This is a genomic window from Streptomyces sp. NPDC017991 (genome assembly GCF_044328075.1).
GTDB lineage: Bacteria > Actinomycetota > Actinomycetes > Streptomycetales > Streptomycetaceae > Streptomyces.
Genome location: NZ_JBIRGP010000015.1, coordinates 301,580 through 323,302 on the forward strand (window position 1 = coordinate 301,580; position 21,723 = coordinate 323,302).

The following is a 21,723-nucleotide window of genomic DNA, read 5'->3' on the forward strand; positions in this document are numbered from 1 at the left end:
TAGGGGGAGTGATGCGTCGTCTGCTCATCGGCCTCGTGACCGGCGCCACGTTCGTCGCCGCGACGGCCTGCGGTTCGTCCGACTCCTCCGGGTCGGACGACAAGGACAAGGCTTCCGGCGGTACCACCACGGTCAAGGTCGGCGTCATCCCCATCGTCGACGTCGCTCCCTTGTACCTGGGCCAGAAGAAGGGCTTCTTCAGCGAGCGGGGCATCGAGCTGTCGCTGACGAGCGCGCAGGGCGGGGCGGCGATCGTGCCGGGTGTGGTCTCCGGCCAGTTCGACTTCGGTTTCAGCAACATGACGTCCCTGCTGGTCGCCCAGTCCAAGAACGTGCCGGTCAAGGCCGTCGTCAACGGTGTCGCGTCCACCGGCAAGGAGGGCGCCGACTTCGCGGCGCTCGCCGTGAAGAAGGGCAGCCCTCTCAAGTCCGCCAAGGACGTGGAGGGCAAGAAGGTCGCCGCCAACACGCTCAACAACATCTGCGACACCTCGACCAGGGAGTCGGTCCGCAAGGACGGCGGCGACCCGTCCAAGGTGAAGTTCGTGGAGATGCCCTTCGACCAGATGCCGGCCGCGCTCGAAGGCGGTCAGGTGGACGCGGCCTGTGTCGTGGAGCCGGCGCTCGCGAGCATCAAGGCGCAGGGCGGCACCTCCATCGCGTCGCTCTTCGTCGACGTGTCGCCCGATCTCACCGTGGCCATGTTCTTCTCCTCGCAGAGTTACGTGCAGAAGAACCCGGAGATGGTGAAGAAGTTCCAGGCGGCGACCATCGAGTCCCTGGAGTACGCGGACAGCCACCCGGAGGAGGTCCGCGAGATCATCACCACGTACACGAAGATCCCGAAGCCGCTGGTGGAATCGCTGGTGCTGCCGCGCTGGCCCGCCGAGCCGGACCGCCGTTCCATCGAGAGGCTGGCCGAACTGGGGCAGCAGGACGGCCTGTTCGAGAAGGATCCGGACCTGGACAAGCTGCTGCCGTGAGGGGTGCCAACGCCCTGCTGGGCGCCTGCGGGCTCGCGGCCTTCCTCGCCCTCGGCGAGGCGGTGCCGCGGCTCGGTCTGGTCGACGAGGACTACTTCCCGCCGACCAGCCGCATCGCCGACGCGCTCGCCACCGAGCTGGCCGACGACGCGTTCTGGACCGCGCTCGGGGACACCCTCACCGGCTGGGCGATCGGGCTCGTGATCGCCGTGAGCGCGGGCATCGTCGCGGGCGTGCTGATCTCGGTCACTCCGTACCTGCGTGAGGCGACCGCCTCGACGATCGAGTTCCTGCGCCCGATACCCTCGGTGGCCCTGATCCCGCTCGCCGTGCTGCTGTACGGCACCGAACTGCGCTCGGTGCTCCTGCTGGTCGTCTACGCGTCGTTCTGGCAGGTCCTCGTACAGGTCATGTACGGCGTCCAGGACGTGGACCCGGTCGCCGAGGAGACCGCCCGCTCGTACGGACTCGGCACCTGGGCCCGGATCCGCCATGTGCTGTGGCCCACCGCCCTCCCGTACGTCATGACGGGGGTGCGGCTCGCCGCCGCGGTGGCGCTGATCCTCGCCGTGACGGCCGAACTCGTCATCGGCGCACCGGGGTTGGGGGCACGGATCGCCGTCGCGCAGACCTCGCAGGCGGTGCCGGAGATGTACGCGCTGGTGGTGGTCACCGGTCTGCTCGGGCTGCTCATCAACGTGGGCGCGCGGACCGTCGAACGGCGGGCGCTGGCCTGGCACCAGTCCGTGCGCGGGGAGGTGGCGGTGTGAACGGCCCGGAACGTGTCCTGCTGCGGCTGTTCCTCGTCGTGGCGCTGCCCGCGCTGCTCCTCGTGGCGTGGTGGTACGCGTCGGACGGCAGCACGGACGTCTACTGGCCGCCGCTGCGCACCATCCTCACCACGTTCCCGGACGTGTGGACCGGCGAGCGGCTGCGCGGGGACGTCCTGCCCAGTGTGCTGCGGCTGAGCGCCGGTTACGCGTGCGCGGCCGTCGCGGGCGTGGCGCTGGGCACGGTGATCGGCTCGTACCGCCGGGTGCGGGCGGTGTGCGAACCGGTGCTGGAGTTCCTGCGGGCGGTGCCGCCGCCCGTGCTCGTCCCGGTCATCATGCTGTTCGCGGGCATCGGCGACACCATGAAGATCGCGGTCATCGCCAGCGGCTGTGTCTGGCCCATCCTGCTCAACACCGTCGAGGGCGTACGGGCGGTCGACCCGGTGATGTCCGAGACGGCCCGCTCCTACGGCATCACGGGCGTCGCGCGGCTGCGGCACCTGGTGCTGCGCTCGGCGAGCCCGCAGATCTTCGCGGGGCTGCGCCAGGCCCTGTCCATCGGGATCATCCTGATGGTCATCAGCGAGATGTTCGCCGCCAGCAACGGGCTCGGCTTCACCATCGTCCAGTTCCAGCGCGGCTTCGCCATCCCCGACATGTGGACCGGGATCCTGCTGCTCGGGCTGCTCGGCTTCGTCCTGTCGGTTGTCCTCCGGCTCGTCGAGCGCCGTGCGCTCGGCTGGTACCACGGTGCGCGCGACGCTTCCCGGCGGTCGTCGTGAACCTCGCGAAAGGGCGGTCCATGCTCGACGTACGCGGCCTCAAGAAGGTCTACGAGGGATCGGGCCGGCGGGTGGAGGCGGTGCGCGACCTCACCTTCACGGTGGACGCCGGTGAACTGGTCTGCCTGGTCGGGCCGTCCGGCTGCGGCAAGACGACACTCCTGAAGTGCGTGGGCGGTCTGCTCACCCCCACGGCGGGCGAGGTGCTGATCGGGGGCCGCCGGGTGACCGGACCGCCGCCGGACATGGCGGTCGTCTTCCAGGAGTACGGGCGCAGTCTGTTCCCCTGGATGAGGGTGCGCGAGAACGTCGAACTACCGCTCAAACAGAAGAAGTTGACCAGCTCCAGGCGACGTGAGCTGGTCGCCGACGCCCTGGCGTCCGTGGGTCTCACGGACGCGGCGGGCGCCTACCCGTGGCAGCTGTCGGGCGGTATGCAGCAGCGGGTGGCCATCGCCCGCGCGCTGGCGTACGAGCCCCAAGTGCTGCTGATGGACGAACCGTTCGCGGCGGTGGACGCCCAGACCCGGGCCGATCTGGAGGATCTGGTCCGCGGGCTGTGGCGGCAGCGGGGCATCACGATCCTGTTCGTGACGCACGACATCGACGAGGCCGTCTATCTCGGCGAGCGGGTGCTGGTCCTGTCCTCCTCCCCGACGGTCGTCCAGGAGCAGCTGAAGGTCGATCTCCCCGCCGAACGCGACCAGTTGCACACCCGGGTGGCCCCGCGCTTCGCCGAACTGCGCACGCATGTGTACGAGCAGATCCAGGCGGCCAAACGCGGCACACCGGTCGTCGACCGGCTGGTGAAGGACCTCACCTCGGACGCGCCTCCGCCCCAGTAGGGCGGCGCACGCACGTGTCACCGGCGGCCGGCGAAGGTCGTCATGCCTCGGTCGCGGGCACCACGCTGAGGTGGCCCGCCGCGCGCCGCCCACGGCCGGGCCTGCTCGTCCGGCGCGTCGCCGGTGCCGGGCGGCGGGCCTCGCGCAGGACCAGCGTCAGCCGTGTGTATCCCATGTCGTGCAGGGTCTTGGGGGTCTCGCCGACGATCCGGCACGTACTCCCCCACCGCGGGTCGGGGTGCAGCAGTGGCCGTACCGCGCCGTCGTGCTCGACCGCGTGCTGGCCGACCGAGCGGATCCAGTGCGGCAGGCCGTGCCGGTAGGCGGCGTCCATGATCGGATCCTGGGCGATGTCCCGCAGGATCGCCTGGAGTCCGTGGTCGTGGCCGTGCCGCTCCACGGCGGCGGCGAAGTGCGCCAGCATCGGCAGGCACCAGCTCGACTCGTGCTCGGCCAGGACCGTGGCCGCGTCCGGGTGGAACAGGACGAAGCGGAGGAAGTTGTCGCCGGGCATGGCGGTGGGGTGCGGGCCGACCGCGCGGAAAAGTGTCTCGAACGCGTCGTTGGCGAGGACGACGTCCCAGCGGTGGTCGACGACGACGGACGGAAAGGTGACGGCGTCCAGAAGTGCTTTGTAGTCCTGGAGATACGCCTGGGCCTCAAGACTGTCGGGGACAGGCCGCGGCTGCGGCCGGGGCCCTCCTGCCTGGTATGCCATCGGGAGGTCCACCCCTCTTGCCTATGCGGGCTTCACGCGGCGTCGTGATCCTGCTACCCCGGCCGGAGCGGTGTCAACTATCGTGGCATTTGGCGCCCGTTGACGGCTGAATCCCGCCACAGTTGTGGCGAGACCTGGATGCGAGTTCGACCAAAGGGCTACTCTCCGGTCTTCGGGCAGTTCACGCTGCACAACACGGATCCCCACAGGGACTTCACGTCCGAGGGGTCCGGTTCCCCCACAGCGGTCGGTCGATTGAGACGTAGGAGAACTGTCGGTGACGGATGGCTTCGAGGTTCCGGGCGCCACGGCGACGGGTCTGCTGCCGGCCGTCGTGGCCCGGGTCGCCGGTCTGGCGGACCGGCTCGGCGCACCGCACGGCGAGGTGTTCGACGTCCGCCGGCTGTCGGCCGCGTCGGGTGTCCCCGAGGTCGTGGTCGCGTCCCTGCTGAACGGCCGGTCGGCGGGCGAACCCGACCTCCAGGCCCGGTTCCTGCAGCGCCTCGACCTGCTGCGCCGCACCCGCCTCAAGCCCAACGGCCGCCGGTACACCCAGCAGGAGATCGCCGACGGCGCGGGCATGTCGCGTCAGCAGGCGGGCGCGCTCATCAACGGCGACCGGCGCCCGACCATGGAGCACTGCGACGCCATCCAGCGCTTCTTCCGCGTCCACGCCGGCTTCCTGTCCGCCGAGGACCCCGAGGCACTCGCCGGCGCCCTGCAGCGCACCGAGCAGGATCTGCTCCAGCGGCTCGCCGACCGGGAACGGCAGGCGGACCCGGCGACCGCGGACGACCCGCTGGAGCGGCTGCTGCAGGACCACGGGGTCCGTGGCATCGCCTGGCGGGCCGCGCAACTGCCCACCGATCAGCACCGGGACAAGGTCGCCGAGTGGCTGGACATGCTCCTGGAGAGCGTCAAGCGGCCCGAGTCGTGATCAGGGGGACTGCCGTGGGTGTCGGAAGGGAGATGCGCCGTCTGTGCGGCGCGCTGGTCGACGCGTTGTCCCTCCCGGCGCCCGCGGCACCCGGGGACCTGTACGCGGCGCTGTGCGGGGCCATGAGCAGCCGGCGCGGCCGCCCGGTCCGCTTCCGTACGGCCCCCTTCCCGCCGGGCACCGCCAGCGGGCTCTGGCTCGACATGGCGGACTGGGACCTCGTGGTCGTCGAGGAGCGCACCGCGCCCGACCACCAGCTGGTGATTCTCGGCCACGAGCTGTGGCACATGAGCGCGGGCCACCGCGGCCATCACGTCGAGGGCGCGTCCGTCGCCGCCCGTCTGCTGTCGGACGACGCCGACCTGCGGGCGACCGTCCGCAAGGTGGCGGCACGTACCCGGTTCGACCTGGCCGACGAGAAGGACGCCGAGAGCTTCGGGCTGCTGCTGGCGAGCAGGTGCCGGGGGTGGCTGGCCGGTCCGGGTTCGCGCGGGCCCGTACGGCGCGAGGGTCTCGCGGGCCGCATCGAGGCGTCCCTGGGCTACCGCGGGCCGCAGGACTGAGAGCGCCGGCACGCCGTGGACGGGTCCAGTTACTACCTGCCCGCTGTCGCCATGGCGGCCGTCCTGGCCGTCAAGGGCCCCTCGCTGCGCCGCTCCTGGCGCGATCCGCTGCTGCGGTCGGTGTGCTGGCTGCTGGCGCTGACGGGTCTGGTGTTCTTCTTCGCGGCGCCGCCGACCATCGCCGAGGTCAACGACATCCTCGGCGTCGCGAACGTCTCGGCGCCGCTCGTCTACTGTCTGCTGAGCGCGTTCAGCGCGGCCTGTCTGGTGCTGATCGTCAACTGGCGCGGCGGCCCGCCCGAACTGACCCGGCGGATGTCGCGGCGCTGGATCACCGGGTACGGCGTCGTGATCGTGGCGCTGGTCGTGCTGTTCGCCCTCGGTGACACCCCGGTCGAGCGGCTGCGGGACTTCGACACGTACTACGCCGACGCGCCGTTCGTCCGCGAGATGATCGTGCTCTATCTCGGCGCGCTGGCCGTGGCGGGTGTCTCGATGAACGTGATGTGCGGTCGCTGGGCCCTCCAGGTGCAGGGCCGGCTGCGGGCCGGGCTGCTGATCATCGTGGCGGGCTATGTGTGCAACATCGCTTATCTGACCGCCAAGTTCACCGCGGTGGTGGCGCGCTGGAACGGCGGGAACCTGGACCACCTCAGCACCGACGTGGCCCCGGTGCTCGCCTCGGCGGGGGCGCAGATCAGCGCGGTCGGCTTCTGTCTTCCGCTGGCCTGTCAGCGGGCCGGCGACACCTGGTCGACCTGGTGCACGTACCGCCGTCTGGGGCCGTTGTGGCGGGAACTGGCACCGGTCTCGCCGTACGCGGGCCGCACGGCCCGGATGTCCTGGTGGTCCCCCGCCGAACTCCAGGTCACCCAGCGGGAGTCGGACATCCACGACGGTCTGCTCAGCCTGCACCCCTACTTCGACACGGGGCTGCGGGCCCGCGCCCACGCCGCGGCCCTCGCGACGGGCTCCGAGCCGGCCCAGGCCCGCGCCGAGGCGGACGCGGCGATGGTCGCGGCGGCGGTACGGGCCCGTACCGCCGACCCGGAGGGCAGGCTCACCGAGCCCACGCAGCCGGCCGAGGCCGCCGAGACACCCCGCGACCTCGTACGCGTCTCCCTGGCCCTACGCCACTCCCCCGTGGTCGAGGCAACTCGCAGCACGCGCCCCTGAGGGGCGCGGGGAACCGCGCGGCCGGCCACGACGCACCCGCGGCCGACACACAACGCACCGCCCCCGCGCATCAGGTCGCACTCCGCTCGCTCGCCGCACGCAGCTCCCGCTCCAGCGCCCGGCTGCGCACCGTGTCCGCCCGCCCCGCCGCGGTCCCGGGGCGCCCGTCCCGCAGCAGCGCACTCCACCGCTCACGGCTCCAGTCGGCAGGACTCGTCCCGCCGACGAACTCCTGGACGAGCGCGAGAAACCGCGCCGGTTCGGCGTGGAACGGAAAGTGCCCGGCACCCTCGAAGATCTCCAGCCGGCTCCCCGGCATCGCCTCGTGCGCCCCGTGGGCGTGTCGCACGGGCACCACGCCGTCGCGGTCGCCCCACACCAGCAGGGTGGGCATGCCCTCGGTGAGGTAGCAGCGGTCGAGCATGGTCACCACCTGGCCGCGCCAGTCGACCACGGCCCGCAGGGTGCGGATGAACGCGCTGCGCGAGGTCGCGTCGGGCAGCGCGTCCACGAGAGTGAGCAACTCGGGAGCGTCCTGCCCGAGATCGGTGTCGAGCAGCCGCATCAGGTGCGTGAACAGCCGGGCCTGGAACGCCGCGCCGGGCAACCGCAGCGCGGACAGCGCCAGCTGGGCCCCGGGCAGGGACACCGCCCGCAGTACGGGGTTCACCTCGCGGCCCACACCTCCCGCGCCGACCAGGATCAGCCGCTCGGTGCGTTCGGGGTACTGGTAGGCGAACTGCATGGCGACACCGCCGCCGAACGAGTGCCCGACCAGCGTGGCCCGTTCGACCCCGAGCGCGGCGAGCAGATCGCGCAGGCCGTTGGCGTAGGCGGCCACCGAGTAGTCGGCCCGGGGCTTGTCCGAGGCGCCGTGGCCCAGCAGGTCGGGTGCGATCACCGTATGGGTGCGGGCCAGACCGGGGACGATTCCGGCCCAGGTCGCCGAGGAGTCGCCGATGCCGTGGATCAGGACGAGGGCCGGTCCCTCGCCGGCCATCCGGTAGGCGCGTCGGTAGCCGTGCACCACGCGGTGACGCAGCCGCAGTTCCCCGTCGCCCACGGGCCGCAGCCGCACGGCCTCGCGCTGGCGCCGCCGTGGGATGTCGACCACCGGCTCGTCCCCCTCTCCCGGCCCCTCTCCCGGCCCCTCGCCGAGCCGCCGGGAGTACGGCCCGGGGCCTCTGTTCCAGCGTAAGCCCCTTGTCCCACAAGGGGTTTCCATGAGGTTTCCCCTCGGCTAACCGGGCGAACGAACACGCACGGAAAGGGCATTGTCAGTGGCGGACGGCAAGCTGGACCCAGCGCCACCGCTGTGCGGCGGCGCGAGCAGGACCGAAGAGCGGAAGCCGAGCCGAACCGGGAGAGCCGTCCGATGCCGACAGCCGTACTGACCGATCACGAACGCACCGCCGTGCAGGCCTATCTGCGCCTGCTGCAGACCGTACGAGCCGCGATGGACGCCCCGTCCGGCTCGGGGCGGCCGGTCGTCGTGCCGCCCTCGGCCCTCGCGGAGGCGGAGCGCGCACTGGCCGCGGCGGGCCTTGAGGGCAATGAGGAGGCGTTCTTCCGCCTGCTGCACACCTGGTGCCCGGAGGTGTGATGAGCCTCCGTCAGTCCCTCGACGGGTGGGGAGCCGCGCTCAGTCCCGTCCGTTCGACACCCCGTGCGGCACGGTCACCGAGGTCGCCACGAGTCCCCGGCTCACCGTCCAGCGTCCTTCGAAGCGGCCGATGCGACGGCCGTCGACCACCGGCCCCGGCACGAGGAGTTCGGCGCTCAGGCCGCCGGACGTGGTGTGTCCGGGATCCATGAAGACCTCGATGTCGGCCTCCGAGAAGTCGAGCCATTTCCCGGTGAGGGGGAACCACGCCTTGTAGACGGACTCCTTGGCACTGAACAGGAGCCGGTCCCAGTGGATCCGCGGATGGTGTCCGGCGAGCACGTCCAGCCGCCGGACCTCGGCGGGCAGCGCCACCGAGGGCAGCACGTCGTCGGGGAGCCGCAGATGGGGCTCCGCGTCGATGCCGAGCGAGGCCAGGTCGGCGGCCCGGGCCAGTGCGGCGGCGGCGTAGCCCTCGCAGTGCGTCATGCTGCCGATCAGCCCGGCGGGCCAGCGCGGTGCTCCCCGGTCGCCGCTCAGGACGGCCTGCGGGGGCACGCCGAGCTTCTCCATGGCACGCCTGGCGCACCCGCGTACCACGGTGAACTCGCGGCGCCGCTTCTCGACGGCACGCGCGATCAGTGCCTCTTCCTCGGGGTACAGCCCGGGATACGGCGTCGGGGCCCCGGTGCCCTCGGCGTGGTCGTCAGCGTGTGCCTCCACGGCCACGACCGACTCCGGGAGCAGTTCCTCGATCACCGGATCCGACCTCCATCGGCAGAATACGGCGCAGCTTGCCCGGCGGTTCCGAGCGCTTGCGCCACTCGCGGGGGTAACCCACCGACACCTCTTCGAAGCGGACGCCGTCGAGCCAGGTGGTGCGGGGAATGTGCAGGTGGCCGTAGACCATGACGGCCACGCGGTGGGTGCGGTGCCAGTCGGCGGTGAGCCGGGTGCCGCACCACATGGCGAACTCCGGATACCAGAGGACTTCCGTGGGGTGCCGGTCCAGCGGGTAGTGGTTGACAAGCACCGTGGGCAGCCCGTCGGGGATCTCCGCGAGCCTGCGTTCGGTCTCGGCCACCCGGGCACGGCACCAGGCCTCGCGGCTGGGGTACGGGTCGGGGTGCAGCACGTGCTCGTCCGTGCAGACGATGCCGGTCCCGTGGGCGTACGCGAGGCCCTCTTCCTTGGTCGCGCAGCCCGCGGGCAGGAACGAGTAGTCGTAGAGGAGGAACAGCGGGGCCACCGCGACCGGTCCTTCGGGGCCCTCCCACACGGGGTAGGGGTCCTCCGGAGTGATCACGCCCAGCTCGCGGCAGAGCCGCACGAGGTGTTCGTAGCGGGCCACTCCGCGCAGGGTGACGGTGTCCTTGGGGTGGGTCCACAGTTCGTGGTTGCCGGGTGCCCAGATCACTTTCCGGAAGCGCCGGCTGAGCGTTTCGAGGGCCCAGCGGATGTCGGCCACCGTCTCCGCGACGTCGCCGGCCACGAGAAGCCAGTCGTCGTCGGTCTCGGGGCGCATCGCCTCGACGAGTGCGCGGTTCTCGGCGTATCCGACGTGCAGGTCGCTGATGGCCAGCAGCCGGCCCTGACGGTCAGCCGTCGTCACCCTCGTCCCCCTCCCCGTGCCGGACGCCTCGCGGCCACCCGGATGGGAACACAAGAACACATACGCACGGCGCGGTACAAGAGCGACTCCGTCCGGGGTTCGCCCCCGGGCACCGAGCGGCCGGGTACCCGGCCGCGTACCCGGCCGGGCTGCCGCGCGGACCACGGCACGCCCGCCGTCCGCCGGCGTAGCGGCGGGTCGGTCCACCGATCGGACGATCACCCCGTCCCCCGATCCGACGATCCGACGGTGGTGATCTGGAGCACCGGCGACGGCCCGGGCGCACCCCGCGCCGACCGCTCGGCGTCGGTCGGGTGCAGGGCCTCTGACCTGCCACGCGAGCCCCGGCGAGGCCGTCGGGCGGACCCGTTCGGCGGACCCGTCGGGTGATTCCGTAACACGCCTGTAGCAGCACCACTGCTCAGGAACCCCTATGATCGGCCATACACAACCGCCACGAACTCCCGTTTTCGAACGGCGGTTTTGTGTACCCACTCAACGACTTGCCGAGCACGGCCTGCTTTGACGTGCCCGCAAACCCTGAAAGGCGGCCTGCATGGTCTCTCGCGTACGCGTCTGGCTCAACCGCACGTACGCGGAGAACGTGTTCTTCATGGATCAGCTGCGGCGAAATCCGTGTGGCCGCGCGGTCGAGATCCACGCCACCCACGGCGACCCCGACTCCCCGATCCTGGCCGCCGCGGACATCGCCGCGATGGAGCCGGAGGGGCTGTCCCCGGCCGCCTACGTCGAGTACGCGCTCGACCAGTGCGCCCGGCACTCGATCGACGTGTTCGTTCCCGTCCTGCACCAGACCGCCCTGGCCGGGCACCGCGAGGAGTTCGCCGCGGTCGGCACCGCGCTGCTCGCGCCGCCCGCCGAGGCCGTGCACACCTTCCAGGACAAGGTCGTCGCGTACGAGGCCGTCGAGAAGCTCGGCGTGCCGGTGCCCCCGTGGTGGCGGGTCCGTACCGCCGACGAGCTGATCGCCGCGGTCGACGAGCTGGAGGCCGCCGGTCACAAGGCGTGCTTCAAGCCCGCCTCCGGAGCGGGTGGCGTCGGCTTCCGCATCATCACGCGCACCCCCTTCTCGCTCATGCACCTGAGCGGCTTCCCGAGCCCGTACATGCCGCTGGACCTGGTCGTCCAGGCGCTGCGGCAGGCGGACGAGCCCGTGGACTGGCTGGTCATGCCCCTTCTGGGCGAGCCCGAGGTGTCCGTGGACTGCCTCACCGGCCCGGACGGACGCGTCCGGATGGCCGTGGGCCGTACGAAGAACGGGCGGCGGCGCGGTTTCACGCTCGACCCGTCGTTCATCGAGCCGGCGCGGGTCCTCGCGGAGGGCTTCGGGTTGCACTACCTGACGAACATCCAGTTCCGGATGCTCGGTGACGAGCCGGTCCTCATGGACGTCAACACGCGCCCGGCGGGTGGCCTGCACCAGCTCTCGCAGTGCGGGATCAACGCGCCGTGGGCCGCCGTGCGCCTCGCGCTCGGCGAGGAGCCCGGTGATGTCGTCCCGCCGTTCCTCGGCTCGGACTACGCGGTGGTCTCCGGGCCGCGCGCGGTGCGTCCCGCGTCGGCGCCGGAGCAGCACGCTGACCTGGACCTCCCCGCCCACGTGTCGGCGCCGGACGCCGTCACCGAAGCGCAGCCGGCCCATGCGACCCACTCGGCCAAGGCGACTCGTACGGCTCAGGCCGCGCAGTCCTCGGACAGGCCCTTGACCGTCTGATCGGGCCACACCGATTCGGTGCACCAGGGGTGCCCGGTCAGCCGACCGGGTATCCCCAGGCTCTCGCCAACTCGGCGAGCCGCGGCGGCAGTTCGGCCTTCGGGTCGGCCGGTCGGGCAGGCTGGACGCGGCCCGACCTGATGGTGGGGCTCCAGTCGCCCAGCTGGGGCCGGAAGGTGCCGTGGTCCTTCGTCCCGTAGTCGAGCATCGCGCTCTCCCAGGGCACATCGAGGTACGCGCACAGCTCGCGCGTGCTCCGCTCGGGATCGGCGGTGAGTTCCTCGTACGTCATCACGTGGGCGTCGAGGGTGCGGCGGGCCTCGTCGAGCCGTACGCCGTAGTCGAGGACCTCGGCGCGGATCTGCTCGGGGTCGGGGTCGGTGCGGCGCTCGGTGAGGGAGGCGACCACGGCGCCGGGGTGGCGGAGCAGCACGATGTAGCGGGCGTTGGGCCAACATCGTTGCAGGCGCGGCCAGATGAGGGTGTTGGGCGGGGTCTTGTCGACGATGATCTGCTTGCCGCTGCGGGCGAGTTCCAGGTGCATCACCCGGTCCCACAGCGTGTGCTCCAGCTCCTCCTTGTCCAGTTCCAGTGCCCGCATGGCGTCGGCGGTGAAGTCGCGGGACAGGTGGACGTGCAGGGTGCGCAGATGCATCTCGTGCGGGGCCCGGATGCTGCTGTGGCTGTTCAGCAGGACCCTGAGGAGGGTCGAGCCCGAGCGGACGCAGGACAGGACGAAGACCGGCGAGTCCACCAGACGCGGGGCGCGGGGCGCCACGTAGCCGTCCTCGGCGCGGGAGCCCCCGGCGTCGCGGGGCGTGGGCACGGCGTCGAGGTTCCGGCGCGGCGGGCCGACCGCCTGGGCCATCAGTCTGCCGCGGCGCCTCAGCCCCTTGCCGATCGCGGACATGCGCGGGTCTCGCACGGTGACACCTTTCTCTCGTACTGCCCCTCATGCGCTCTCATCACAGGGGCGCCGAGCGAACCGCAGGTGTCGTGCAGGGAACGGGGACTGGTCACGGCAGGCCGCGCACCCACCGCGCACCCACTGTGACCAGCCCTCTTACCGCTTCCTTAATTGTTCATGGGAAACGGGGTCAGCGCTTCCGCATGAGGGTGTCCCTCACTTCCCCACGGCCAGTCGCAGCGTCTGGATCTCGAAGGGGCGGAGGGTGACGGGGACGCCGTTCCCGTCCGTGTCCGCCGTCGCCAGCGGGCGCTCCAGCAGATCGGTGAGCTGGGCACCGGCCAGCGGGAAGCTCGTGCGCAGGGTGCCCTGCGCACGGCCGCCGCGTGACTCGTAGAGGCGTACGACGACATCGCCCGAGGCGTCGTCGGCGAGCTTGACGGCCTCGACGGTGACGCCCTCGCCGTCGACGGAGACGACCGGTTCGGCGGTGCCCGCCGAGTCCGCCACCCGCAGCGGCAGGTTGAGGGAGTAGCCCTCGGCGACCGCGTCCTCGATGGTCGCGCCGGGCAGCAGCGCGTAGGTGAAGTGGTGCCTGCCCTGGTCGGCCGCCGGGTCCGGGATGCGCGGGGCGCGGACCAGACTGAGCCGGACCGTGGTCGTCGTACCCCCGTCCTCGCGGACCGTGCGGGAGACGTCGTGGCCGTACGTGGAGTCGTTGATGACCGCGACGCCGTAGCCGGGTTCGCCGAGGTGGACCCAGCGGTGGCCGGAGACCTCGAACCGGGCCGACTCCCACGTGGTGTTGGTGTGCGTGGGCCGCTGGATATGGCCGAAAGCGATCTCGGCGGACGAGTGCGCCGCCCGGATGTCCACCGGGAAGCCCGCCTTGAGGAACTTCTCGGCCTCGTGCCAGTCGATGTCCGTCTCGAAGTCGATCCGGGGGCTGCCGGCGCGCAGGCTGATCGTCTGCGTGAGGCGCGAACCGTTGCCGAAGGAGCGCTCGACGCGGATCGCCCCGAGCAGCGGCTCGTCCTCGACGACCGTCACGGAGTCGGCGTCCAGGAGGTCCGTGAAGCGGTTCTTGTAGTGCTTGTCGACGTCCCAGGCGTCCCAGTGGTTCGGGAGGTCCGTGTGCAGGCGGAGCAGGTTTCCCCTGTCCGCCAGGACCTCACGGCCGCCGGCGCGCAGATCGCGTACGGAGGACAGAGTGCCGTCCTCGTCGATCTCGACGCGGACCAGACCGTTATCGAGGACGCGGCCGGTGACCGTCACGGGGCTCGGCGCCTCCCCGGAACCGGAGCCGGAACCGGAACCGGAGCCGGAGCCGGAACCGGAGCCCAGGGGCGCGCTGCCGTTCGCCGGGACGACCGTGTGGGCCAGGGACCCGTCGGCGGTCCGTACGACCTCCCGGCGCTCGACGGGGCTCGTGTTGAAGACGCGGGGGCCGCCCGTGCCGAGCGCGGTGACCGCCCCGGCGGTCAGTGCCTCGACCTCCTCGGCGACGCGCGCGTACTCGGCCTCCGCCTCGCGGTGCACCCAGGCGATCGAGGAGCCCGGCAGGATGTCGTGGAACTGGTGGAGCAGGACCGTCTTCCAGAGCCGGTCGAGCTTGTCGTGCGGGTAGGCGTAGCCGGGCGCGTGCAGCGCGGCCGTCGTGGCCCACAGCTCGGCCTCGCGGAGCTTGTGCTCGCTGCGGCGGTTGCCCTGCTTGGTGCGGGCCTGCGAGGTGTAGGTGGCCCGGTGCAGTTCCAGGTACAGCTCGCCGACCCAGACCGGGGCGTCGGGGTACTCCGCGCGGGCCTTGGCGAAGAAGTCATCGGGGTGCTCGACGACGACCTTCGGCGAGCCCTCCAGGTCCGCGAGGCGGCGCGCCCGCTCCATGATCTCGCGGGTGGGCCCGCCGCCGCCGTCACCCCAGCCGAAGGGGGCCAGCGAGCGCGTGCCCACGCCCTTCTCCTGGTAGTTGCGGGTGGCGCGGGCCATCTCCTCGCCGCTGAAGCGGGCGTTGTAGGTGTCGACGGGCGGGAAGTGCGTGAAGATCCGCGTGCCGTCGATGCCCTCCCACCAGAAGGTGTGGTGCGGGAACTTGTTGGTCTGGTTCCAGGAGATCTTCTGGGTGAGGAACCACTCGTTGCCGGCCAGCTTGGCGAGCTGCGGGTAGGAAGCGGTGTAGCCGAAGGAGTCCGGCAGCCACACGCCCTTGGTCTCGACGCCGAAGTGCTCGATGAAGAACCGCTTGCCGTGGACGAACTGGCGGGCGACGGCCTCGCCGCCGGGCAGGTTGCCGTCGGCCTCGACCCACATGCCGCCGACCGGCGCCCACTGGCCCTTCTTGACGGACTCCTGGATGCGGGCCCAGACCTTCGGGTAGTTGTCGCGGACCCACTCGTACTGCTGGGCCTGCGAGCAGGCGAAGATGAAGTCGTCGTACTCGTCGGCGAGCGAGGTGACGTTCGAGAAGGTGCGGGAGGTCTTGCGCTTGGTCTCGCGGATCGGCCAGAGCCACGCGGAGTCGATGTGCGCGTGGCCGACGCCGGAGACGACGTGGGCGCTGGCGTTGGCGGGCTTGGACAGGGCGGGCTTCAGCGCGGCCCGTACGTCGGCGGCCGAACCGGAGACGTCGTCGAGGTCCAGCAGGTCAAGGGCCCGGTCCAGGGCGTGGGTGATCTCGTGCCGGCGGGGGTCGTGCTCGCCCAGCTCCAGCATCAGCTCGCGCAGTACCTGGATGTCGAGGTCGAGGTGCCAGACCTCCTCGTCGAGGACGGCGATGTCGGCGCGCCGGAAGGTGTAGAGGGGCTTGTCGCCCGCCGTACGGATGTCCCCCATCGGCGTGGTCTTCGAGAAGTCGTCGGCGAGGATGTCCGGGTTGGAGGCCGCCTCGACCAGGTAGTCGATCTCCTCGCCGCCGACGGCGGGGTTGGCGATCGCCACGTACTGGTTGAGCGGGTTGACCGCCTTCAGCGGTGTGCCGTCCGTGAGATGGACCAGGGCCTCGGCCTGGTTGCCGGGCCAGTCGCCGACGAACCCGAGGTCGATGACCGCCTCGACGCGCCTGCCCGCCCACTCGGCGGGCACCCGCCCGCGCATCCGGAACCAGGTCGTGCCCCAGGGCGGACCCCACAGGGTGTCCATCGCGAAGGGCGCGTACGGGGCGGACGCGGCCTCCTCGAAGGGGACGGGCTCCCCCGGGGCCTGCCAGGCCTCGACCTCGAAGGGCACGGCGGCGGCATAGATCGCGGCCTTGATGCGCTGGTCGTGAAGGCGCTGTACGCGCTCCTCGATTCGCCGGCGTTCGTCGTGCATGAAAGTCTCCAGGTAACGAGCGGGGAAAGCGCTTACTTAAGGTACGCGAGACCAGGATGGACCGCGGTGTACCCGTCGACCAGGTCGCGGGCGACATTCACCGAGTCGACGAGCGGATGCAGCGCGAAGGCCTTCACGGCCGTCGCACGCGAGCCCGACCCGGCGGCGGCGAGCACCTCGCGCTCCACCGCCTTCACCGCGCACACCAGACCGGTGGCGTGGGCGGGCAGCGGGGCCACCGCGACCGGGTGCGCGCCGTTGGCGTCGACGAGGCAGGGCACCTCGATGACGGCGTCCGCGTCGAGCGCCGAGAGGGTGCCCTGGTTGCGGACGTTGAGGATGAGCGTGGTCCGCTCGTCACGGGCGATGGCCCGCATCAGGGCGAGGGCCACCTTCTCGTAGCCGCCGGAGAGGTCGTCGGCGTCGCGCTCGCCCGCGCCGGCGCTCTCCCGGTTCTCGGACATGTACGTGGCCTCGCGCTCGGCCCGCGTACGGTCCCACGCGGTGAGGGCGGCGCTGTCCGGGCGGCTCATCTCCTCGTAGAAGTGGGCCTGCTGGTCACGCAGGAACGCGCCGCGGGTCTTCTCGGCCCGGCTGTAGGCGCGGACGGTCTCGCGGTTGAAGTAGTAGTAGTGCAGATACTCGTTCGGGATGGCTCCGAGCGACTGGAGCCAGTCGGTGCCGAAGAGCTTGCCCTCCTCGAAGGAGCCGAGCAGGTCGGTGTCGGCGAGCAGCCGCGGGAGTTCGTCGCGCCCGGCGACATGCAGTCCGCGGACCCAGCCGAGGTGGTTGAGGCCGACGTAGTCGATCCAGGCCTCGCGCGGGTTCGCGCCCAGCACCCGGGCGATCCGGCGGCCGAGTCCGACGGGCGAGTCGCAGATGCCGATGACGCGGTCGCCGAGGTGGCGGGACATGGCCTCGGTGACCAGTCCCGCCGGGTTGGTGAAGTTGATGAGCCAGGCGTCGGGCGCGAGGCGGGCCACCCGCCGGGCGATGTCGACGGCGACGGGAACCGTGCGCAGGCCGTAGGCGATGCCACCGGCTCCGACCGTCTCCTGGCCCAGGACCCCCTGGTCGAGGGCGACCCGTTCGTCGGCGGCGCGGCCTTCGAGGCCGCCGACCCGGATCGCGGAGAAGATGAAGTCGGCGCCGCGCAGCGCCTCGTCGAGATCCGTGGTGGCGGTCACGGCGGGTGCGTCCGGGTGTCCGGCCGCCTGCTCGGCGAGGACCCGGGCGACGGCGGAGAGCCGCCCCTGGTCCAGGTCGTGCAGGACGACGTCGGTGACGCGGCCCTCGCCGCGGTCCCCGAGGAGCGCCCCGTACACGAGCGGCACGCGGAATCCGCCGCCGCCCAGAATCGTCAGCTTCACGCAACTGCCCTTTCGCTGTTCCTCGGGGTCGCCGGGACCGTCGAACCTGTCGACATCCCGGACCCTGCCATCGGGTTCCCGCGCGCGCCGGAGGCCGTCGCCCCCTCGCGCGCCGGTCACGTGAGCACCACGCGTACGCCCGCCTCTTCCAGGGCGGCCCGCGTCCCGGCGTCCGCCGGTGCGTTGGTCACCACGACGTCCAGGTCCTCGGGTCCGCAGACCCTCGCCATCCCCGTCCCCGGGAACTTGGCGCGGTCGGCGAGCAGGACGACCCGGTCGGCCGCCTTGATCATGGCGCGCTTCACCGGCACCTCGACGACGGTCGTGTCCATCACCTGCCCTCCCGGCCGTACTCCGCTTGTTCCCAGGAACAGCCAGTCCGCATGCAGCTGGCGCAGGTTGTCCTCGGTGAGGAAGCCGACCAGCGAGCGGTACTCGCGGCGGACCATGCCGCCGAGCAGCACCAGCTCGATGGCCTCGTCGTCCACCAGTTCCTCGTAGACCACGAGGTTGCTGGTGATCACGGTGATCCGGCGGCCGTGCAGCTGCCGGGCCAGCCGGTAGGCGGTGGTGCCGATGTCGAGCAGCACGGACTGGCCGTCCTCGACGAGGGCCGCCGCGCGCGCCGCTATGGCGTCCTTCTCGGCCACGCGCACCTCGGCGACCTCGGCGAAGGGCTGGTCGCCCTCCTCGGCGACCGCCCCGCCGTGCACCCGGGTGAGCAGGCCCTCCTCCTCCAGTTTGAGCAGGTCGCGCCGGACGGTGGCGGGGCTCACGCCGAGCTGCTCCGAGAGGTCGGTCACGGCCGCGGGGCCACCGGAGCGCAGGGCCCGCAGGATGAGTTGATGTCGTCGCTCTGCCAGCACGAGCTGAACAGTACTCGTCATTGCCAATCATTTCTATGCTCAGTTCTGCTCGACTCTTGCCAAATCGGCCGGAGACGCGCACGATCCTGTCCACCGAAACACGATCCGGTGCACCGAAAATGAAGAGTTTTGACGAGAGGACGCACTCGTGGGTGAGACACGGCCCGACGCGCGGCCCGATGTGCTGCTGACGGGGCTGCTCTTCTACGACCTCGTCCTGACCGGCCTGGGCAAGCCGCCGACCCCCGGCGAGGAGATCTGGACCGACGGGATGGGCACGAGCCCGGGCGGCATCGCCAACCTGGCCGTGGCCGCGGCCCGTTACGGCCTGAACACCTCCCTGGCCACCGTGTTCGGCGACGACTACTACGGCGCGTACTGCCGTGAGGTCCTCGCCGGGCAGGAGCACATCGACCTCTCGCTCTCCCGTACGGCGGACGGCTGGCACACCCCGGTCACCGTCTCGATCGCGTACGGGCACGACCGGGCCCTGGTCACCCACGGCCAGGAGCCCCCGTACTCGCAGGACGCGCTGATGGGCGACCCGCCCGCGGCGCGTACGGCCCTCGTGCACATCGAGGCCGAACCCCGCGAGTGGATCGCCAAGGCCGCCGCGAACGGCACGAAGATCTACGCGGACGTCGGCTGGGACCCCACCCAGCAGTGGTCCTCGGACCTCCTCGACCAGCTCGCCCTGTGCCACGCCTTCGTCCCGAACGACACCGAGGCGATGGCGTACACCCGCACCGACACCGCGGCCGACGCGCTCTCCAGGCTCTCCGAGCTGGTACCGGTGGCCGTGGTCACCCGCGGCCGGGACGGCGCGATCGCCGTCGACCAGACCACAGGCGAGCACGCCGACGTGCCCGCCCTCGCCACCGACGTCCTGGACGCGACGGGCGCCGGGGACGTCTTCGGCGCGAGTTTCGTCGCGGCCTCGCTCCAGGGCTGGCCCCTGGAGGAGCGGCTGCGCTTCGCGGTGCTGGCCGCCGGACTCTCCGTACAGCGGCACGGCGGGGCGCTGGCCGCGCCCGGCTGGTACGGGATCCACCAGTGGTGGCGCTCGCTCAAGAACCCCGAACTGCGGCGCGCGTACGGCTTCCTGACGGACCGTATGCCCGTCGATCCCGGCCCCCCGGTTCCCCACGCCCCGGTGACTCCACCCGCCCCCACGGCGCTCCCGATCTCCCCCGACGCATCTCCCGCGGCGCATCCCTTCTGATGCCTGCCTCCTGATGCGTTTCTCCTGATGCGAAGACCGAACACATCCGAAAGGCGGTGGGAGCTGTGCGGCTCTCACGAAGGGGCCTGCTCCGCGCGGGACTGGCCGGTACGGCCGCGACCGCGCTCGGCGGCCTGGCGTCCGGCTGCGCCGTACCGACCGGCTCGACGGGCCGGAACATGGTGCTCTGGTACTGGAGCGGCGGTCTGAGCGACACCGTCGTCAAGAAGGCCAGGGCGCGCTACGACAGCGCCGTCGACCTGAACGCGATCCAGATCGGCGGCTACTACCGCTCCAAGCTCATCACCACGATGACCGGCCGGGCCCATGTCCCCGACATCGCGGGGCTCAAGGGCGAGGACATGGCGTCGTACCTGCCGAACGCCGACCAGTTCGTGGACCTGCGCACACTCGGCGCGGAGAAGCTCAAGAGCCAGTACCTGGACTGGAAGTGGCAGCAGGGAGTGGCCCCCGACGGCAGCCTCGTCGGCTTCCCCATCGACGTGGGCCCCGTCGTGCAGTACTACCAGCCGGCCGTCTACGAGAAGGCGGGGCTCGCGTACGAACCGGGCGACGTCTCCAAGGAGATGGGCACCTGGGAGCAGTTCTTCGCGGCGGGTGAGCAGCTCAAGAAGCGGGTGCGCGGGGCGTTCATCCTGACCGACATCACCAGCGTCTTCGAGATGTCCATCGGGCAGGGCACCCAGCGGTTCGTCGACAAGGACAAGCACTTCATCGGCGACCAGGAACATGTGCGGACCTGCTGGGACCGTGCCGTGGAGGCCAAGCGGCGCGGGCTCGCGTCGAGCATCGTGACGGGTACGCCCGACTCCATCTCGGCCACCGAGAGCGGCGAACTGCCCAGCCAGCTCAACGCCTCGTGGGCCGCGGGCGACCTCAAGCTCCAGTACCCGAAGACCAAGGGCAGATGGCGGGTCGCGAACTGCCCCGGCGGCCCCTCGAACGTCGGCGGCTCGTTCCTGGCGATCACCAAGGCGTGCCGTGAACCCGAGAAGGCCTTCGAGATCATCACCTGGCTGCTCAACGCGGACAACCAGGCCCAGGGCTTCATGGACGCGGGACTCTTCCCCTCGACACCCGCCTCGTACGAGCTGAGGAAGCTGCGGGAGGCGGACCCGTTCTTCGGCGACCAGATCACGATGGACGTGTACGGGCCGGCCGCGGAGAAGATCCCGGTCGCCTTCAACAGCCCGTACGACGTGGCGCTCGGGCAGCCCGTCAGGGACGAGATCAAGAACGTCGGCGTCCTCGGCAAGGACCCGGAAAAGGCCTGGAAGGACGCCATGAGCAAGTGCCGGCGTATCGCCGACCACCTGGGGGTGAGCTACTGATGGCTACCGCCCCCCTGGTCGAGAAGCCCCCGGCGCCCGTCGCCGAAGCGCCCTCCGTCCACCCCAAGAAGGGCATTCTGAGCCACTGGCGGCTGTACGCCGCGATCTCCCCCTTCTATCTCCTCTTCCTCGCCTTCGGTCTGGTCCCGGTCGGCTTCTCGCTCTATCTGTCGTTCCACCGGTGGGACGGCCTCGGCCCGATGGAGTACGCGGGGCTCTCGCAGTACCGCTATCTGCTGAGCGACACCGACTTCTGGAGCTCGATCGGCAACACGCTGATCATCTGGGCGCTGGCCACCTTCCCCATGATCTTCCTCGCGATGATCACGGCCGTGATGCTCAACTCGGCGGTCCGCTTCAAGAACGTCTACCGCTTCGCGTACTTCCTGCCCAACGTCACCTCGGTCGTCGCCGTCGCGATCATCTTCGGCTCGGTCTTCTCCACCAACTTCGGCCTGGTGAACGCCCTGTTGCAGGCCGTCGGCCTCGACCAGGTGGCCTGGCTGAACACTCCCTGGGGCATCAAGGTCGCCATCGCCACCCTGATGACCTGGCAGTGGACCGGCTACAACGCGATCATCTTCCTCGCCGGACTCCAGACGATCCCCGGCGAGCTGTACGAGGCGGCGCGCATGGACGGCGCCGGACCCGTGCAGACCTTCTTCCGGATCACGCTGCCGCTGATGCGGCCGGTGCTGCTGTTCGTGCTCGTCATCTCGACCGTCACCGGACTGCAGAGCTTCTCCGAACCGCAGGTGCTGCTGCAGTCCACCGCCAACGAGTCGACGTTCTCGGGCGGTCCCGACCACGCCGGCCGGACGATGGTCCTCTACTTCTTCCAGCAGACCTTCGACAACAACGACTTCGGCTACGGCGCGGCCGTGGCCTGGGGCATCTTCCTCGTCGTCGTCATCTTCTCGATCATCAACTGGCGCCTGGTGCAGCGCCGGGGCGAAGACTAGGGAGGCCCGTC

20 protein-coding genes are annotated in these 21,723 nt (G+C 71.0%); 12 read left to right on the top strand and 8 right to left on the bottom strand.

The window, feature by feature from the left end:
- Positions 1-11: 11 nt before the first annotated feature.
- The 4 genes from ACH4DZ_RS36735 to ACH4DZ_RS36750 are packed head-to-tail and all read left to right on the top strand — an operon-like array spanning position 12 to position 3,383.
- Positions 12-983, top strand: coding sequence for an ABC transporter substrate-binding protein (locus tag ACH4DZ_RS36735; protein WP_398292706.1), 972 nt, complete (start codon positions 12-14; stop codon positions 981-983).
- Entirely contained in the window at positions 980-1,753 is a 774-nt protein-coding gene (locus ACH4DZ_RS36740) for an ABC transporter permease (protein WP_398292708.1), read from the top strand. Before ACH4DZ_RS36735 ends, ACH4DZ_RS36740 begins: the two co-directional genes overlap by 4 nt.
- Entirely contained in the window at positions 1,750-2,538 is a 789-nt protein-coding gene (locus ACH4DZ_RS36745) for an ABC transporter permease (protein WP_398292710.1), read from the top strand. The genes ACH4DZ_RS36740 and ACH4DZ_RS36745 overlap by 4 nt, the downstream gene beginning before the upstream one ends.
- Before the next feature lie 20 nt (positions 2,539-2,558).
- Positions 2,559-3,383, top strand: coding sequence for an ABC transporter ATP-binding protein (locus ACH4DZ_RS36750; protein ID WP_398292712.1), 825 nt, complete (start codon positions 2,559-2,561; stop codon positions 3,381-3,383).
- Positions 3,384-3,423: 40 nt separating this feature from the next.
- Here the strand turns inward: ACH4DZ_RS36750 and ACH4DZ_RS36755 are convergent, their stop codons facing one another.
- Positions 3,424-4,101 carry a hypothetical protein gene (locus ACH4DZ_RS36755; RefSeq protein ID WP_398292714.1) on the bottom strand — a complete coding sequence of 226 codons (678 nt, stop codon included), beginning with the start codon at positions 4,099-4,101 and terminating at the stop codon, positions 3,424-3,426.
- Between the two features lie 277 nt (positions 4,102-4,378).
- Between ACH4DZ_RS36755 and ACH4DZ_RS36760 the strand changes: the two genes are divergently transcribed.
- Genes ACH4DZ_RS36760 through ACH4DZ_RS36770 form a run of 3 tightly spaced genes read left to right on the top strand, consistent with a single transcriptional unit; the run spans position 4,379 to position 6,777 of the window.
- Positions 4,379-5,038, top strand: a complete 660-nt coding sequence (locus ACH4DZ_RS36760; RefSeq protein WP_398292716.1) for a helix-turn-helix domain-containing protein — start codon at positions 4,379-4,381, stop codon at positions 5,036-5,038.
- A gap of 32 nt (positions 5,039-5,070) precedes the next feature.
- Positions 5,071-5,601, top strand: a complete 531-nt coding sequence (locus tag ACH4DZ_RS36765) for a toxin-antitoxin system, toxin component (RefSeq protein ID WP_398292814.1) — start codon at positions 5,071-5,073, stop codon at positions 5,599-5,601.
- A 15-nt stretch (positions 5,602-5,616) separates the two neighbouring features.
- Complete coding sequence (locus tag ACH4DZ_RS36770) at positions 5,617-6,777, top strand: MAB_1171c family putative transporter (protein WP_398292718.1); 1,161 nt, start codon at positions 5,617-5,619, stop codon at positions 6,775-6,777.
- 70 nt (positions 6,778-6,847) lie between these two features.
- Here the strand turns inward: ACH4DZ_RS36770 and ACH4DZ_RS36775 are convergent, their stop codons facing one another.
- Positions 6,848-7,891, bottom strand: coding sequence for an alpha/beta fold hydrolase (locus ACH4DZ_RS36775; protein WP_398292720.1), 1,044 nt, complete (start codon positions 7,889-7,891; stop codon positions 6,848-6,850).
- Positions 7,892-8,152: 261 nt separating this feature from the next.
- Between ACH4DZ_RS36775 and ACH4DZ_RS36780 the strand changes: the two genes are divergently transcribed.
- Positions 8,153-8,380, top strand: coding sequence for a hypothetical protein (locus tag ACH4DZ_RS36780; protein WP_107020061.1), 228 nt, complete (start codon positions 8,153-8,155; stop codon positions 8,378-8,380).
- Between the two features lie 39 nt (positions 8,381-8,419).
- On the opposite strand, the gene ACH4DZ_RS36785 is transcribed toward ACH4DZ_RS36780, so the two are convergent.
- Together ACH4DZ_RS36785 and ACH4DZ_RS36790 are read right to left on the bottom strand one after the other, a co-directional pair.
- On the bottom strand, positions 8,420-9,139 hold the full coding sequence (locus ACH4DZ_RS36785) for a 4'-phosphopantetheinyl transferase (protein WP_398292724.1): 720 nt from the start codon (positions 9,137-9,139) through the stop codon (positions 8,420-8,422).
- Complete coding sequence (locus ACH4DZ_RS36790) at positions 9,087-9,992, bottom strand: metallophosphoesterase family protein (protein WP_398292725.1); 906 nt, start codon at positions 9,990-9,992, stop codon at positions 9,087-9,089. The genes ACH4DZ_RS36785 and ACH4DZ_RS36790 overlap by 53 nt, the downstream gene beginning before the upstream one ends.
- 556 nt (positions 9,993-10,548) lie before the next feature.
- On the opposite strand from ACH4DZ_RS36790, the gene ACH4DZ_RS36795 reads away from it, so the two are divergent.
- Positions 10,549-11,727, top strand: a complete 1,179-nt coding sequence (locus ACH4DZ_RS36795) for an ATP-grasp domain-containing protein (RefSeq protein WP_398292726.1) — start codon at positions 10,549-10,551, stop codon at positions 11,725-11,727.
- 37 nt (positions 11,728-11,764) lie between these two features.
- Here ACH4DZ_RS36795 and ACH4DZ_RS36800 read toward each other — a convergent pair whose 3' ends face one another.
- The 4 genes from ACH4DZ_RS36800 to ACH4DZ_RS36815 form a co-directional block, all read right to left on the bottom strand.
- A complete protein-coding gene (locus ACH4DZ_RS36800; RefSeq protein WP_398292727.1) occupies positions 11,765-12,652 on the bottom strand; it encodes a sulfotransferase family protein in 888 nt (295 codons plus the stop codon).
- A 198-nt stretch (positions 12,653-12,850) separates the two neighbouring features.
- Positions 12,851-15,940 carry an alpha-mannosidase gene (locus ACH4DZ_RS36805; RefSeq protein WP_398292730.1) on the bottom strand — a complete coding sequence of 1,030 codons (3,090 nt, stop codon included), beginning with the start codon at positions 15,938-15,940 and terminating at the stop codon, positions 12,851-12,853.
- 32 nt (positions 15,941-15,972) lie between these two features.
- Complete coding sequence (locus ACH4DZ_RS36810; RefSeq protein WP_398292732.1) at positions 15,973-17,310, bottom strand: 6-phospho-beta-glucosidase; 1,338 nt, start codon at positions 17,308-17,310, stop codon at positions 15,973-15,975.
- A gap of 116 nt (positions 17,311-17,426) precedes the next feature.
- A complete protein-coding gene (locus ACH4DZ_RS36815; protein WP_398292816.1) occupies positions 17,427-18,176 on the bottom strand; it encodes a DeoR/GlpR family DNA-binding transcription regulator in 750 nt (249 codons plus the stop codon).
- A 148-nt stretch (positions 18,177-18,324) separates the two neighbouring features.
- Here ACH4DZ_RS36815 and ACH4DZ_RS36820 point away from each other — a divergent pair, with 148 nt between their 5' ends.
- From ACH4DZ_RS36820 to ACH4DZ_RS36830, 3 genes are all read left to right on the top strand, one after another.
- A complete protein-coding gene (locus ACH4DZ_RS36820) occupies positions 18,325-19,398 on the top strand; it encodes a carbohydrate kinase family protein (RefSeq protein ID WP_398292734.1) in 1,074 nt (357 codons plus the stop codon).
- Between the two features lie 65 nt (positions 19,399-19,463).
- The gene (locus ACH4DZ_RS36825; RefSeq protein ID WP_398292736.1) at positions 19,464-20,750 is read left to right on the top strand and encodes an extracellular solute-binding protein; all 1,287 of its coding nucleotides are present in this window, start codon (positions 19,464-19,466) and stop codon (positions 20,748-20,750) included.
- Positions 20,750-21,712, top strand: coding sequence for a carbohydrate ABC transporter permease (locus ACH4DZ_RS36830; protein WP_398292738.1), 963 nt, complete (start codon positions 20,750-20,752; stop codon positions 21,710-21,712). Before ACH4DZ_RS36825 ends, ACH4DZ_RS36830 begins: the two co-directional genes overlap by 1 nt.
- The last annotated feature ends 11 nt before the right edge of the window (positions 21,713-21,723 follow it).